This window comes from Isoptericola sp. NPDC019693 (assembly GCF_044389085.1).
In the GTDB taxonomy this organism is placed as follows: Bacteria; Actinomycetota; Actinomycetes; order Actinomycetales; family Cellulomonadaceae; genus Isoptericola.
This window is the reverse complement of the sequence record NZ_JBIRXP010000003.1, coordinates 152851-165853: the sequence shown is the minus strand read 5'-3', so window position 1 is coordinate 165853 and position 13003 is coordinate 152851. Positions and strand designations below refer to the sequence as shown.

12 protein-coding genes are annotated in these 13003 nt (G+C 75.4%); 6 read left to right on the top strand and 6 right to left on the bottom strand.

Going from position 1 to position 13003, the window contains the following annotated elements; genetic code table 11:
- Positions 1-55 precede the first annotated feature (55 nt).
- Entirely contained in the window at positions 56-223 is a 168-nt protein-coding gene (locus tag ACH436_RS09870) for a hypothetical protein (protein ID WP_430560027.1), read from the bottom strand.
- A 358-nt stretch (positions 224-581) separates the two neighbouring features.
- Here ACH436_RS09870 and ACH436_RS09865 point away from each other — a divergent pair, with 358 nt between their 5' ends.
- Positions 582-2291, top strand: a complete 1710-nt coding sequence (locus ACH436_RS09865; protein WP_430560523.1) for a BCCT family transporter — start codon at positions 582-584, stop codon at positions 2289-2291.
- 14 nt (positions 2292-2305) lie between these two features.
- Here the strand turns inward: ACH436_RS09865 and ACH436_RS09860 are convergent, their stop codons facing one another.
- The gene (locus ACH436_RS09860; RefSeq protein ID WP_430560026.1) at positions 2306-2665 is read right to left on the bottom strand and encodes an SdpI family protein; all 360 of its coding nucleotides are present in this window, start codon (positions 2663-2665) and stop codon (positions 2306-2308) included.
- Between the two features lie 211 nt (positions 2666-2876).
- Positions 2877-4289, bottom strand: coding sequence for a PLP-dependent aminotransferase family protein (locus ACH436_RS09855; RefSeq protein WP_430560025.1), 1413 nt, complete (start codon positions 4287-4289; stop codon positions 2877-2879).
- A 115-nt stretch (positions 4290-4404) separates the two neighbouring features.
- Here ACH436_RS09855 and ACH436_RS09850 point away from each other — a divergent pair, with 115 nt between their 5' ends.
- The 3 genes from ACH436_RS09850 to ACH436_RS09840 all read left to right on the top strand — a co-directional run bounded on the left by ACH436_RS09850 (position 4405) and on the right by ACH436_RS09840 (position 8065).
- Positions 4405-5355, top strand: a complete 951-nt coding sequence (locus ACH436_RS09850; protein ID WP_430560024.1) for a DMT family transporter — start codon at positions 4405-4407, stop codon at positions 5353-5355.
- Entirely contained in the window at positions 5352-6344 is a 993-nt protein-coding gene (locus ACH436_RS09845; RefSeq protein WP_430560023.1) for a 1,4-dihydroxy-2-naphthoyl-CoA synthase, read from the top strand. Before ACH436_RS09850 ends, ACH436_RS09845 begins: the two co-directional genes overlap by 4 nt.
- Before the next feature lie 98 nt (positions 6345-6442).
- On the top strand, positions 6443-8065 hold the full coding sequence (locus tag ACH436_RS09840) for a PQQ-binding-like beta-propeller repeat protein (RefSeq protein WP_430560022.1): 1623 nt from the start codon (positions 6443-6445) through the stop codon (positions 8063-8065).
- Positions 8066-8111: 46 nt separating this feature from the next.
- Here ACH436_RS09840 and ACH436_RS09835 read toward each other — a convergent pair whose 3' ends face one another.
- Positions 8112-9173: a DUF3048 domain-containing protein gene (locus ACH436_RS09835; RefSeq protein WP_430560021.1), complete on the bottom strand. Its 1062-nt coding sequence runs from the start codon at positions 9171-9173 to the stop codon at positions 8112-8114.
- Between the two features lie 78 nt (positions 9174-9251).
- Positions 9252-10358: a DUF3048 domain-containing protein gene (locus tag ACH436_RS09830; RefSeq protein WP_430560020.1), complete on the bottom strand. Its 1107-nt coding sequence runs from the start codon at positions 10356-10358 to the stop codon at positions 9252-9254.
- 151 nt (positions 10359-10509) lie between these two features.
- On the opposite strand from ACH436_RS09830, the gene ACH436_RS09825 reads away from it, so the two are divergent.
- Positions 10510-11787: an AMP-binding protein gene (locus ACH436_RS09825; RefSeq protein WP_430560019.1), complete on the top strand. Its 1278-nt coding sequence runs from the start codon at positions 10510-10512 to the stop codon at positions 11785-11787.
- 48 nt (positions 11788-11835) lie between these two features.
- Positions 11836-12705 (top strand): 1,4-dihydroxy-2-naphthoate polyprenyltransferase, encoded by an 870-nt coding sequence (locus tag ACH436_RS09820; RefSeq protein ID WP_430560018.1) that lies wholly within the window; start codon positions 11836-11838, stop codon positions 12703-12705.
- A gap of 8 nt (positions 12706-12713) precedes the next feature.
- Here ACH436_RS09820 and ACH436_RS09815 read toward each other — a convergent pair whose 3' ends face one another.
- The gene (locus ACH436_RS09815) at positions 12714-12989 is read right to left on the bottom strand and encodes a DUF4229 domain-containing protein (protein ID WP_430560017.1); all 276 of its coding nucleotides are present in this window, start codon (positions 12987-12989) and stop codon (positions 12714-12716) included.
- Positions 12990-13003: the final 14 nt, after the last annotated feature.

Below are 13003 nucleotides of genomic sequence, written 5' to 3'. Positions count from 1 at the left end.
GCGGCGCGGGCGCGCCGGGGCCCGGGGACGTCCGCCCGGGAGGCCCCCTGGTCGGTCAGTCGGTGAAGTCCGTCAGCTCCGGCACGTACGACAACGGGCTCGGAGCGGGACGGCCACCGATGCGCTGCGCGTCGCGGCGGACCGTCTCGGCGTCGTACACGAAGATCTCGTGCGCGACGTCCTCCGGGTCCACCACGGCGTCGTCCGGTTCCCGCGCGTTCATGCCTCCAGGGTGCGCCCGCCCCGGCCGCTCGGCCGGGAGGGGCACCGGGCGTGCCGCGGTTGCTCGAGGTCGTCCACGGCCCGCGGGGTGACTCGTAGAGGTTGCACGACGGGGCGAGGTGCGCGACGGTCGAGAGCCATCCCGTCCGGGACATCTGAACACACCGTCGCGTCACCGTCACGATCGGGGCTTCGCAGTGAACGAGCACTCGAGCAAGGTCGAACAGCGTGGCGCACGACGGCACGCCCAGGAGGCGGCGGACAAGGTCGGCCGCGCGCTCAGGTCGCCCACCGCCGAGGTGGTGCCGCACCCCGCCCTGGACTACCCGATCGGGGCCGACGAGCAGCGGCGCCGTCCGATGGACTGGGTCGTCTTCGGGGTCACCTCTGCCGTCGCGATCGCGTTCCTCGTCTGGGGCTTCGTCGACACCGACGGCCTGGCGAGCGCCTCCAGCTCGGCCCTGGGCTGGGTGACCACGAACACGGGCTGGCTCTTCGTCCTGACCGCCAGCCTGTTCGTCGTGTACAGCCTCTGGCTCGCGGTCAGCCGGTACGGCACCATCCCGCTCGGCGCCGACGGCGAGGCCCCCGAGTTCCGCACGGTGTCCTGGGTGGCGATGATGTTCTCCGCCGGGATGGGCATCGGGCTGATCTTCTGGGGCGTCGCCGAGCCGCTCGCGCACTACGTGGACCCGCCGCCGGGCACGGTCGACGCCGGCGACCCCGAGGCCGTCCAGCACGCGATGTCCACGACGATGTTCCACTGGACCCTGCACCCCTGGGCGATCTACGCCGTGGTCGGGCTGGCGATCGCGTACAGCGCCTACCGCAAGGGCCGCAGGCAGCTGATCTCCTCGGTGTTCGAGCCGCTGCTGGGCAGGCACGCGCACGGCCCGGCCGGGAAGGTCATCGACATGCTCGCGATCTTCGCGACGCTCTTCGGGTCGGCCGCCTCGCTCGGGCTGGGTGCGCTGCAGATCAAGAGCGGTCTGGAGGTCGTGGGGTGGGCCGGCGACGTCGGCAACGCCGTCCTGGTCGGCATCATCGCGGTGCTCACGGTCTGCTTCGTGCTCTCGGCGGTCTCGGGCGTCGCCCGCGGCATCCAGTGGCTCTCGAACATCAACATGGTCCTGGCCCTGGCCCTGGCGGTGTTCGTCTTCGTGGTCGGGCCGACGGTGTTCATCCTGAACCTCATCCCGAACTCGATCGGCACGTACTTCCAGGACCTGGCGCTGATGGCCGCCCGGACCGGCGCCGACAGCGCCTCCACCCCCGGTGGCGTCTCCACCAGCGACTGGCTGGCGCAGTGGACCGTCTTCTACTGGGCCTGGTGGATCTCGTGGACGCCCTTCGTCGGCATGTTCATCGCCCGGATCTCCCGCGGCCGCACGATCCGCCAGTTCGTCGGCGGCGTCCTCCTGGTGCCGAGCCTGGTCACCATCGTGTGGTTCTGCGTCTTCGGCGGCGCGAGCCTCTTCCTCCAGCAGGGCGGCACCGACATCGCCGGCGCCGGCGAGACCGAGGCGCAGCTGTTCGGGATGCTCGGCGAGTTCCCGTGGGCGTCGCTCACCAGCGTGGTCGTGATGATCCTGGTCGCGATCTTCTTCGTCTCCGGGGCGGACGCCGCCTCCATCGTCATGGGCACGCTGTCGCAGCGTGGGAGCGCCGAACCGAGTCGCCCCAACGTCATCTTCTGGGGTGTCGCGACAGGTGCGGTCGCCGCGGTGATGCTGCTCGTGGGCGGGAACGATGCGCTCACCGGTCTCCAGAACCTCACCATCCTGGTCGCCCTGCCGTTCGTGGTCGTGATGGTGCTGCTGATGGTGTCGCTGACCCGAGACCTCAGCCAGGACCCGATGATCGTCCGGCAGAAGTACGCCCGGGAGGCCGTCAAGCAGGCGGTCATCACCGGGGTCACCGAGCACGGGGACGAGTTCGCGCTCTCGGTCGAGCCCTCGGACCAGCCGATCACGCCCGACGGCGTCGAGGTGCCCGACGAGGTCGACCTTCCTGGCGACGTGACGGCCCGCGCGGAACCCCCCGGCGAGGCCGACCGCGACACCGAGTAGAGGCCGCTCGGCGGTCAGTCGGTGCCGTGCCGTGCGGGCACCCGCGCGGCAGCACGGTGGGCGACGACGCCGGCGACCACCGTGAGGGCGATGTCGACGACGAGCAGCACGAGTCCCGCCACCTCCGTGTGCTGCGCCGTGAGGAACGCGCCCACGAGGACCACGACCGACGCGACGACGACGACCGCCCCTCCCCACGCCACGACGGGCAGTGCCGCCCGATGACCGACGACCCACGCCTCCTCGGAGCGCTGGGTGGCGGGCGTCCGGATGCCGATCGCACCGTTGGCGGTGAGGTGCCCCCGCGCGGCAGCGCGCGTGATGAGCCACACCATCACCGCGACCGCCATCGCCGTCACCACGGGCACCACCATCAGACCACTCCTTCGTCGGGTCGGACGTCGACGGCCGGGTCCGCCTGCGTCAAGCCTGCGGCCGAAGGCAGCTCCCGGACCCGGCTACGCACCGTCGCTCACCTGCAGGCGCCGCCCGCGACGCACGCGCACCCCGAGGTCGGCCAGGACGACGGGGGCCACGACGGCTGTGCGCACCCGTCGGATCTCCATGACGCGAGCGAAGCACACTTCACTCGCGAGGTGAAGCGAACGACACCTCGCCCCGGGTGACGACCGCGCCCAGGATCTCGACGACGCGCGGCACGGCCGCACCCTGCACCCGCGCGGCGCCCAGGATGACGCCCCACGCGCCCGCCCGCGCCGACGCGCCGGACAGCGGATCGGCCGGGACCCCGGCGCCCCGCAGGGCCGCGACCGCCCGCGCCTCGGCGTCGCCGTCCGGCAGGCGCACGACGAGATGGAGGCCCGCGGCCACCCCCTCCACCGGGAGGTGCGGCACCTCCCGCGCCAGCGCGTCCAGCAGGAGGCCGCGCCGACGCCGATACGTGAGGCGGGCCCGGCGCAGGTGCCGCGCGTACGCACCGCTCTCGATCATCCGGGCGAACGCGGCCTGCTCGGGCACCGAGCAGCCGAGGTCGGCCCGACGCTTGGCGTCCACGAGCGCCTCCCGCACCCCGGGCGGCGCCACGACCCACCCCAGCCGCAGCGCCGGCGACAGCAGCTTGGACACCGAGCCGAGCAGGGCGACGTGCTCCGGGTCCAGGCCTCGTAGCGCGCCCACCGGCTGCCGGTCGTAGCGCAGCTCGGCGTCGTAGTCGTCCTCCAGCACGAGGCGGTCTCCGTCGCGCGCCCATGCCACCAGCTCCCGGCGCCGGTCGGGCGCGAGGACGACGCCGAGGGGGAACTGGTGGGCGGGCGTCACGACGGCCGCGGCGGCGTCGGGCAGCGCGTCGGTCCGGAGCCCCCGGCCGTCGACGGGCACGGGGACGACGTCCAGCCCCGCGTCCCGGAGCTGCTCGATGACCCCGGGGGACGCCGGGTCCTCGACGACCACGCGCCGCCCGCTGCTCCCGCCCGCGAGCACCTCCCCGAGCAGCGCCAGCCCCTGCGCGACCCCGCTCACGATCACCACGTCCTCGGCCTCGACCGGGGCCGCGCGCGCCGTCCGCAGGTGCGCGGCGAGCGCTTCGCGCAGCCCGAGCAGCCCCTGCGGGTCCGGGTAGCCCAGCTCGGCGTCGGGCAGCGCGCGCACCGCGTCGCGCACGGCGCGCGCCCAGGCCGCCCTCGGGAAGAGGGCCGGGTCCGGCGCGCCGACGCTGGCCGGACGGGGCGGCGCGTCGGCGGGGCCTCCTCGGGACGACGCGCCGACCGGGTGCCGGGCGAGGTCCGCGACGACGACGCTCGAACGCGGACGGCTCTCCAGCACGCCCTCCCCCACGAGCTCGTCCACCGCCGCGGCCACCGTGCCCCGCGCGACGCCCAGCCCCGCCGCCGCCGACCGTGACGACGGCAGCGCGGCGCCCGCCTCCAGCCGACCCGACGCGACGGCGTCGCGCAGCCCGTCGCGCAGCCAGGCGCCGACGTCGGACGGCGGGCGCGCGCCGAGGACGAGCAGCAGGTCCTCCGGTTGCAGCCGGATCATGTGTTCCCGCCCCCGTCCTGCCTCGTCCGCGCGCGAGCCTTCCGCCGTCTGGCCCAGTGAACCAGCAACGAACTGGCCCTGCCCACCGGTCCAGCGTCTCCGTAGCGTCGTCGGCATGACCTCCTCGACACCCGCTGTCGACGCCGGGCCGGCGACCACCGCACCGTCCGGCGCCGACGGCCTCCGGGCCGCGTACGTCCGTTGCGCGGCGGCGATGGCGCTCGTCGGCGCGTCGTTCACCGCCTCCGCGGCGCTCACCGACTACCCCCTCGCCGGCGGGCAGGCCGTCCGGTACGCCGTCGCCGCCCTCTGTCTGCTCGCGGTGATGCGGTGGCGGCGGGTGGCGTTCGTGCTCCCCACGCCGCGCCAGGCGGCCCGTCTCGCGGCGCTGGCCGCCACCGGCCTCACCGGGTTCAGCGCGTTCGTCGTCCTCGCCACCCGGCACGCCGAGCCCTCGCTGGTGGGCGCCGTGGTGGGCGCCACTCCCGTCGTCCTCGCCGCGACGCAGGCCGTCCGCGAGCGCCGACTGGCACCCAGGACGCTCGCCGCGGCCGTTGTCGTGACGGCCGGAGTGGCGCTGGTCGAGGGCCTCGGGTCGGCCGACCCGCTCGGGCTGGCGCTCGCCGTCGGGGCGCTGGCGTGCGAGGCCGCGTTCTCGCTGCTCGCCGTCCCGCTGCTGCCGGCCCTGGGCGCGCTCCGCGTGTCGACGTACGCCTGCGTCGCGGCGGTCCCGCAGCTCCTGGTGCTGGGCCTGCTCGCCCCCGGGCCCCTGCTCGCCGTCCCCGACGGCACCGAGCTCGCCGCGCTGGCCTACCTGTCCGTGGTGCTCACCGCGGTCGCGTTCCTGCTCTGGTACTCCGGGCTCGCGCGGGTCGGCGCCGCCCGCGCCGGGCTCTTCGCCGGTCTGATGCCGGTGGCCGCCCTCGCGACGTCGCTCGCCCTCGGCGTCGAGGCGCCGACGGCGCACGGCGTCGCGGGAGCGCTCGTCGTGGCGTCGGGTCTCGCGCTGGGCCTGTCGTCGTCGCGCGCCGGGCGCCGCCGTGGACGAACTAGGGTGACGGCGTGAGCAGCGCACCCCTCCCCCGCACCGTCTCCCACACCTTCGACCCCGCGCGCTGGCGCGAGGTCGCCGGGTTCGAGGGCCTCACCGACCTCACCTACCACCGCGGCGTGGAGCGCGACGCCGACGGCGCCGTCGTGCGCGACCTGCCGGTGGTCCGCGTCGCGTTCGACCGCCCCGAGGTGCGCAACGCTTTCCGCCCGCACACCGTCGACGAGCTGTACCGGGTGCTCGACCACGCCCGCATGACCTCCGACGTCGGCACGGTGCTGCTCACCGGCAACGGCCCGTCACCGAAGGACGGCGGCTGGGCGTTCTGCTCCGGCGGCGACCAGCGCATCCGTGGCCGCTCCGGCTACCAGTACACGACCGCCGTCGAGGACCCTGCCGGCGGCGGCGAGGTCCTGGGCGAGACCGCCGACGCGGTCGACCCGGCCCGCGCCGGGCGCCTGCACATCCTCGAGGTGCAGCGCCTCATCCGCACCATGCCGAAGGTCGTCATCGCCGTCGTCGACGGCTGGGCGGCGGGCGGCGGGCACTCCCTGCACGTCGTGGCGGACCTGTCGATCGCCTGCCGCCAGCACGGGCGGTTCAAGCAGACCGACGCGGACGTCGGCTCGTTCGACGGCGGCTACGGCTCCGCCTACCTCGCCCGGCAGGTGGGGCAGAAGCGTGCGCGGGAGATCTTCTTCCTCGCCCGCGAGTACTCCGCCGACGACGCCGAGCGCTGGGGCGGCGTCAACGAGGTGGCCGACCACGACGACCTCGAGGGCCTGGCGATCGAGTACGCGCGCACCATCGCGGGCAAGTCCCCGCAGGCCGTGCGGATGCTGAAGTTCGCGTTCAACCTCGCCGACGACGGACTCATGGGCCAGCAGGTCTTCGCCGGGGAGGCGACGCGCCTCGCCTACCTCACCGACGAGGCCGTGGAGGGCCGCGACGCGTTCCTCGAGAAGCGCGACCCCGACTGGTCGCGCTTCCCGTACGCCTTCTGAGCCGGCGGGGGCCACCTCGACCCCGGACCGAGGACTCTCACCCGACCGCGACGAGAGCGTCGGCGTCCCCGACGCGCCGGGACGGGTAGCCTCCGGCCATGCCGCCGAGGTTCCGTCGCCCCGAGCCGATGACCACCTTCGAGCTCGTCCCGGACGACGAGCCGGAGGACATGTCGGGGTCCGCCGCGGACGACGCCGAGCCGGGCCCGCGGCTCCTCTCCCGCTTGCGCGAGCGCGGTCGCGCCCGCTGGCGCACCCTGTCCCGCCGCGGACGCGCCGCCGTGGCCGCCGGCACCGCCGTCGTCGTGGTGGCCGCAGCCACCGCCGTCGTCGCCCCCGGTCTGCTCGACGCCCGGGCCGAGCGGTTGCGCGCCGAGGCGGTGCAGGGACTGCCTGGTGCCGTCGGCAACCTCTCCGAGCCGCTGGCCGAGACGTGGGACCTCGCGAATGCCAGCGGCGCCCTGGTGGCGCTCTCCGGCGGGACTCTGCTCACGACCGACGCTACGTCCGTGTCGGCGCTCGACGCCGGCACCGGTGAGGAGGTGTGGCACCGCGAGATCGGGACGTACCCGACGTGCGGCCCGCAGGAGGGCTACCCGATCGACCTCGGCCCGCCGGCCGACGTCGTGGTCTGCCTCAGCGGCGACGGAGACGACCGCACGGTCACGGTGCTCGACGCCACCGGCACCGTCGTCGGGGAACGATCGATCGGCCCCGCACGGGCCGACCCGTACGACGACGGCACGGGCGCCACGCCGGGCGAAGCCCCCGTGGTGGTGCCTGCCGGCGGGGGCGCGCTCGCCGTCGTCGAGGGGATCACGGACACCTCCGCACCATGGCCGTCGGACGACCTGCCCGACGCGGACACCCTCGGCCGGCTCCGCGCCGACGGGTGGGAGGACCCGACGCTCCGCGTCGAGGACGCGCTCACCGGCGAGCTGCGCGGCGAGGCGTCCCTGCAGCTGCGGCCGCAGGACCTCGCGCAGTGCGGGATGACGCAGGACCAGGGCTCCGACCCCGAGCTGATTCTCTCGCCCTCGGTCAGCGCGACGTCGTCGCTCGTCACCCTCTCCGTGTGCGGCGCCGCGGTGCTCGTCACCTCCGACGGCGTCGTCGTCGACACCGGGTCCGGCGGCGCCTGGGCGCGGCCCCTGCCCGGCGGGGGCACCGTCGTCGTGGGCGAGGAGAGCACGGTGCTCGGCCGCGACGGAGACGTCGTCACCACGCTGCCCGGCTTCCTCATCCCCCCGACGGTGGACGACGACCCCGACGGCCCTTACCTGGTGCTCGCCGGGGCGGGGACGGCCGGAGGGCAGTTCCGGCTCGCCGCCGTCGGTGCGGACGGCGACGAGGCGTGGAGCGCCCCCGTCCCCGAGCCCGGCGGCGTGCTTGCCCGCGTCTCTGGCGTGGTCGTCGTGCAGGACGGCGACGCCTTGGTCGCGCTCGACGCCGCGACCGGCACGGAGGTCTGGGTGCGCGAGGACCTGCTGCGCCCGTCTGGCTACGGCTCGGGCGACTGGGTCGCCGGCGCCGTCACGGACGGCACGCGGCTCCTGGTCGGGATCGGCGGCGACGGCGCGCGCCACCGCCTGGTCACCCTCGACCTGCGCGACGGCAGCACGGTGTGGCAGCGGGAGGGACAGGGATACCTCGAGCGGTTGCAGTCGGTCGACGGGCACGTGGTGGCGGCCTACGACGGCGTCCCGCACGGCCTTGGCTGAGACGGCGAGCCTCGGCCGGGCGGCATCGTGAACGCGGGCGTCGCCCTCAGGAGGCCTTCCAGCTCCCGCCGTCCTTCGGGACGAGCTCGATCCACGTGCTGCCGGGGTCGAGCTCGACGGGCTCGCCGTCGCGGGTCAGCTCGACCGGGGACGCCTGGTCCTTCTTCGACCACTGCACGGGCACCGTCCTGCCCGCGGACGCCAGCACCCCCTTGCCCTTGCCGATCAGCTCGGCCTTCGGGACCGGGGCCCCTGCCGGGTCCTTGTACTTCGTGTCCACGACGTCGACGGACAGCGCGAGCACGTTCGTGGCGGCGTGCCGCTTCCCCGACGACGAGACGGACTCGCGCGACCCCTCGCTGCGCAGCCACTTCTTCTGCTTGCCGGACCAGTCCCAGACGCTGCGCTGCGCAGGGCTGAGGGTGACGTCGAGCGTGGCCGTCTTCGTCCCGTCCACCGCTGCCGTGCCCTCGCCCGCGGCACCGGAGTTGCGGAACTGGGCGGACGGCGGCACCGCGCGGTCGGCGTCGGCCTGGTCGAGGAACGCCTGCGGGTCCCCGACGACGTTGTGCGGCGCCGCACGCTCGGGGTCGCGGGTGAAGCCCGCGTCGCCGCGGTCCAGGATCACCGACTGGGTGCCGGACCTGTCCACGGCCTCGATGAAGGGCGGCTGGCCGCCGGAGTACGCCAGGATGCCGTGCATCGGCGCGACGACGTCGGGGTCCATGGGACGCACCGAGCGCACGGGCTCCACCGCCTCCGGGAGCTTCGAGTGGTAGACCGCGACGAACCGCGTGATCCCTCCCTCGACGACCTCCTCCCAGACCAGGTCCGCGTCCTCGAGACCGGTCTGCGGGCGCGCCTCGGGCGCGTTCTCGATCTTCACGGCGAGCGCCGGCCGGGCGGCCACGTCGTCCGACCGCACCCCCGTCAGCGGCCAGGCCGACGGCATCGTGGGCGACGGCGGGGCGCCCTTGTCGGCGGTGCTCCCCGGCGTGACGGCCGGCGTCTGCGACCCCCCGGACGAGCAGGCCGCGAGCGCCAGGGCGGCGGCGACGGCCAGCGTCGCGGCGCGCCGGGCGCGGGTCGGGCGGGGCGTGGCGGTCATGCGGGTCCTCCCGGGGACGCGGGGCTGTGCGCGCGGTCACACGTGCTCACCGTAGGCCGCAAGACCCCCGATCCGGCGTCAACGCACCCGCCACGACCCGCTCCCGCGTGGCACGAGCTCGACCCACAGGTTGCCCGGGTCGAGGGTGACCCGGTCGCCGCCACGGGTCGTGAGCACGAGCTTCTTGCCGGTCTTCTTCTTGGACCAGCTCACGTCGAGCGCCTTGCCGCGGGTGAGCAGCACGCCCTTCCCGCTGCCCACCATCTGCGTCTCCGGGACCGGCGCGCCGCTCGGGTCGCGGTACCTCGTGTTCTTCATCTTCACCGAGAGGATCAGCACGTTCCGGGCACGCAGCTGGTTGCCGGAGGAGGTCGACGGCCGTGAGCCGTCGTAGCGGGCGTACGTCTTCGTCCTGTCCTTCCACCGCCACACGGTGCGCTGCGCCGGGGAGAGCCGGACTTCGGCGACGTGCCCCTTGCGGTCGTTCTTCGCGGCCGAGCCCTGCCCGACCTTCGCGGCGTAGGAGAACTGCGCGGGCGGCGGCGTGGCGCGGCTCTTGCTCGCCTGCTTCGCGAACGCCTTCACCGACCCGTACACGTTGTGCGGCGCGGCCCGGTCGCCGCTGCGCCGGAAGCCGGGGTCACCGCCGTCCATCGTCACGGACTGCACCCCGGCCTTCCCGACGGCCCGGATGAACGGCGGCTGCCCGCCGGAGTACGCCAGGATGCCGTGCATCGGCGCGACGATGGCGGGGTCCATGGGGCGTACCGACCGCACGGGCCCGACGGTGCCGGGCAGCCTCGAGTGGTACACGGCCACGTACCGGGAGATGCCGCCCTCGACCACCTGCTCCCAGACGATGTCCGCCTGCTGCAGCCCGGACTGCGGCCGGGCCTGCTCGGAGTTCTCGATCTTCACCGCGACGGCCGGGCGGGCCGGCACCTTCGCCGTCCCGGTGGGCCGGCCGGTGAGCGGCCAGACCACGGGTTTCGGCCTGGGCTTCGGCTTCACGGGGTCGGGCGGCGCCGCCTTGGGCACGGTGACGTCCGGGGCGGCGGTCACCGTGGGCGGCGCGGCGGGCTCGCCGACGCCGCAGCCGGCCGTGGCCAGCAGGGCGAGCGCGACGAGCGCGCCGACCACGCCGGTGCGGGCGCCGCGGGTCCGGGCTCCGGGCTTCCTGGGCATCCTGGGCATCCTCGACGTCCTCCTCGACGTGCGTGCGGCCGCAGGGTCTCCCGGGCCGGGACCGTGTCACCCTACGGCAGGCCCCACCCCGGCCGGCCCAGCCCGGCCCGGCTCGACTTGGCCCGGGTCGGCGCCGATCTACCCTGGTGCGGTGCCTCACCCGCCGCTCCCCCCGTCCGCCGGCGCGCTGCGTGACGCCGTGCACGCCGCGCTCGACGGCGGACCCGCCGTCGTCCCGCTCCCCCGCACGACGACGGCCGCCGTGCCGGCGGGGACCGCGCTGGTGGTGCGCACGTCCGGCTCGACGGGGACGCCGCGCGAGGTCGCGCTGCCCGCCGCCGCCCTGCGCGCGTCCGCGACCGCGACGCACGCACGGCTCGGCGGCCCCGGGCGGTGGGTGCTCACCCTGCCGCCCACGCACGTCGCCGGCCTGCAGGTGGTGGTGCGGTCGGTGCTCGCCGGCACGCCCCTGACGGCCGCCCACCCGGACGCGCGGTTCACACCCGACGGCTTCGCCGACCTCCTCGAGCCCGCCCTCGACGCCGCCGGGGACGAGCCGGTGTACGCGTCCCTGGTGCCCACCCAGGTGCACCGCCTGCTCGCGGCCGCCCACGACGGCGCCCCGCGCGGCCTGACGGCGCTGGCCCGCTGCGCCGCGGTCCTGCTCGGCGGTGCGGCGTCCCCGCCCCCGCTGCTCGAGCGCGCCGGCGCGGCCGGGGTGCGCGTCGTGACGACGTACGGCATGTCCGAGACCGCGGGGGGCTGCGTGTACGACGGCGCGCCGCTGCGCGACGTCCGCGTCCGGGTGCGCCCCGACCTGTCAGGACCGCCGCCGGATAGGTCCGGGGTGGTGGGGGTCGTCGAGCTCGGTGGGCCCACGCTCGCGGCCGGGTACCTGGGCGACGACGCCGCCACGGCCGCGGCGTTCCGCACGGACGCCGACGGCTCCCGCTGGTTCCGCACCTCCGACCTGGGTCGCCTGGCACCGGACGGCACTCTGGAGGTGCTCGGGCGGGCGGACGACGTCGTCGTCACGGGCGGGGTGAACGTCGCCCCGGCACCCGTCGAGGCACTGGTCGGCGAGCTGCTCGACGGCGAGGCGTGCGTCGTGGGCGTCCCCGACGACGAGTGGGGGCAGGCGCTCGTCGCCGTCGTCGCGCGCCCGACCGCATCGAGCGTGCTGAATTGTTCCTCAAACTCTGGGATTGAGGAACAATTCAGCACGCACGTTGCCGGGGGCGGGGGCGACCTCGTGCCCGTGGACGACGCCGCGCTGGCGGCGGTGCGGTCCGCGGCGACGACTAGGCTGGGTGCGCCGTCCGCGCCCCGCCGCGTGTACCGCACGGCCGCGCTCCCGCTGCGCGGCCCCGGCAAGGTGGACCGCAGCGGCGTCGTCGCCCTCGTCCGCGAGCACGAGGCGCACGCCTGACCTGCTCGCGCACGCGACGCCCCGGCGCCGCACGAGGGACGGAGAACCATGGCCACGACGAGCGAGTGGATCGCCGGAGCACGCCCCCGCACGCTGCCGGCCGCGGCCGCGCCGGTGCTGATCGGGTCGGGAGCCGCGGCGGACGTCGGCGCGTTCGCCTGGCTGCCCGCGGTCCTGGCCCTCGGCGTCGCGCTCGCCCTGCAGGTGGGCGTCAACTACGCCAACGACTACTCCGACGGCGTGCGCGGCACCGACGTGGACCGGGTGGGGCCGCTGCGCCTGACCGCCTCCGCCGCCGCGGCGCCGGGGCGGGTCAAGGGGGCCGCGTTCGCGTCGTTCGGGGTCGCCGGGGTGCTCGGCCTCGCGCTGTGCGCGGTGAGCGGGCACTGGTGGCTGCTCGCGGTGGGCGTGCTGTGCGTGCTCGCCGCCTGGTACTACACCGGCGGCAAGCACCCGTACGGCTACGCGGGTCTCGGCGAGGTGGGCGTGTTCGTGTTCTTCGGGCTCGTCGCGACGCTCGGCACCACCTACACCCAGGCGGACACCCTCACGTGGCCGTCGGTGCTCGGCGCGACCGGCGTCGGCCTGATCGCCTGCGGCCTGCTCATGGTGAACAACGTGCGCGACATCCCGACCGACGTCATCGCGGGCAAGCGGACCCTCGCCGTCCGCCTGGGCGACCACCGCGCCCGCCGCTGGTACGCCGCCTGCATCCTGCTGCCCGTGGTGCTGGGCATGGTGTGCGCGGCCTGGTCGCCGTGGGCGCTGCTGGTGGCCGTGCTGCTGCTGCCCGCCGCGCTGCTCGTGGCCCCGGTGATCGCCGGGGCGCGTGGCCCGCTGCTCGTGAAGGTGCTGGCCGGCACCGGGATGTTCGAGCTGGCCTACGGCGTGCTGCTGGCCCTCGGCCTCGCCCTCTGAGCGACGGCTCAACCCGCGCCGGGGTGCTCCCGGTCCACGACGGAGTCCTCGAAGTCGGAGTCGACGTCGTGCCGGTCGGCGCCGTCCTTGCGCCGCTGGTCCTTCTCCGCGAGCCAGCGCGCCGCGGCGTCCCGCGGCTTGCTCAGCGCGAGGTACGAGACGGCGAACGCCACGACGGCGGCCACCAGGACGAGGAGCCAGCTGCGCAGGCCGAGCAGGTAGCCGGCGCCGAGCGCGGCGACGAACAGCAGGATCCGCCAGACGGTGTACATGACGAGGGGCACCTTCCCAGGGTAGG

Coding starts and splice junctions, on each gene's coding strand:
- ACH436_RS09870 (WP_430560027.1), bottom strand. CDS start 223: ATGAACGCGCGGGAACCGGACGACGCCGTGGTGGACCCGGAGGACGTC.
- ACH436_RS09865 (WP_430560523.1), top strand. CDS start 582: ATGGACTGGGTCGTCTTCGGGGTCACCTCTGCCGTCGCGATCGCGTTC.
- ACH436_RS09860 (WP_430560026.1), bottom strand. CDS start 2,665: ATGGTGGTGCCCGTGGTGACGGCGATGGCGGTCGCGGTGATGGTGTGG.
- ACH436_RS09855 (WP_430560025.1), bottom strand. CDS start 4,289: ATGATCCGGCTGCAACCGGAGGACCTGCTGCTCGTCCTCGGCGCGCGC.
- ACH436_RS09850 (WP_430560024.1), top strand. CDS start 4,405: ATGACCTCCTCGACACCCGCTGTCGACGCCGGGCCGGCGACCACCGCA.
- ACH436_RS09840 (WP_430560022.1), top strand. CDS start 6,443: ATGCCGCCGAGGTTCCGTCGCCCCGAGCCGATGACCACCTTCGAGCTC.
- ACH436_RS09835 (WP_430560021.1), bottom strand. CDS start 9,173: ATGACCGCCACGCCCCGCCCGACCCGCGCCCGGCGCGCCGCGACGCTG.
- ACH436_RS09830 (WP_430560020.1), bottom strand. CDS start 10,358: ATGCCCAGGAAGCCCGGAGCCCGGACCCGCGGCGCCCGCACCGGCGTG.
- ACH436_RS09820 (WP_430560018.1), top strand. CDS start 11,836: ATGGCCACGACGAGCGAGTGGATCGCCGGAGCACGCCCCCGCACGCTG.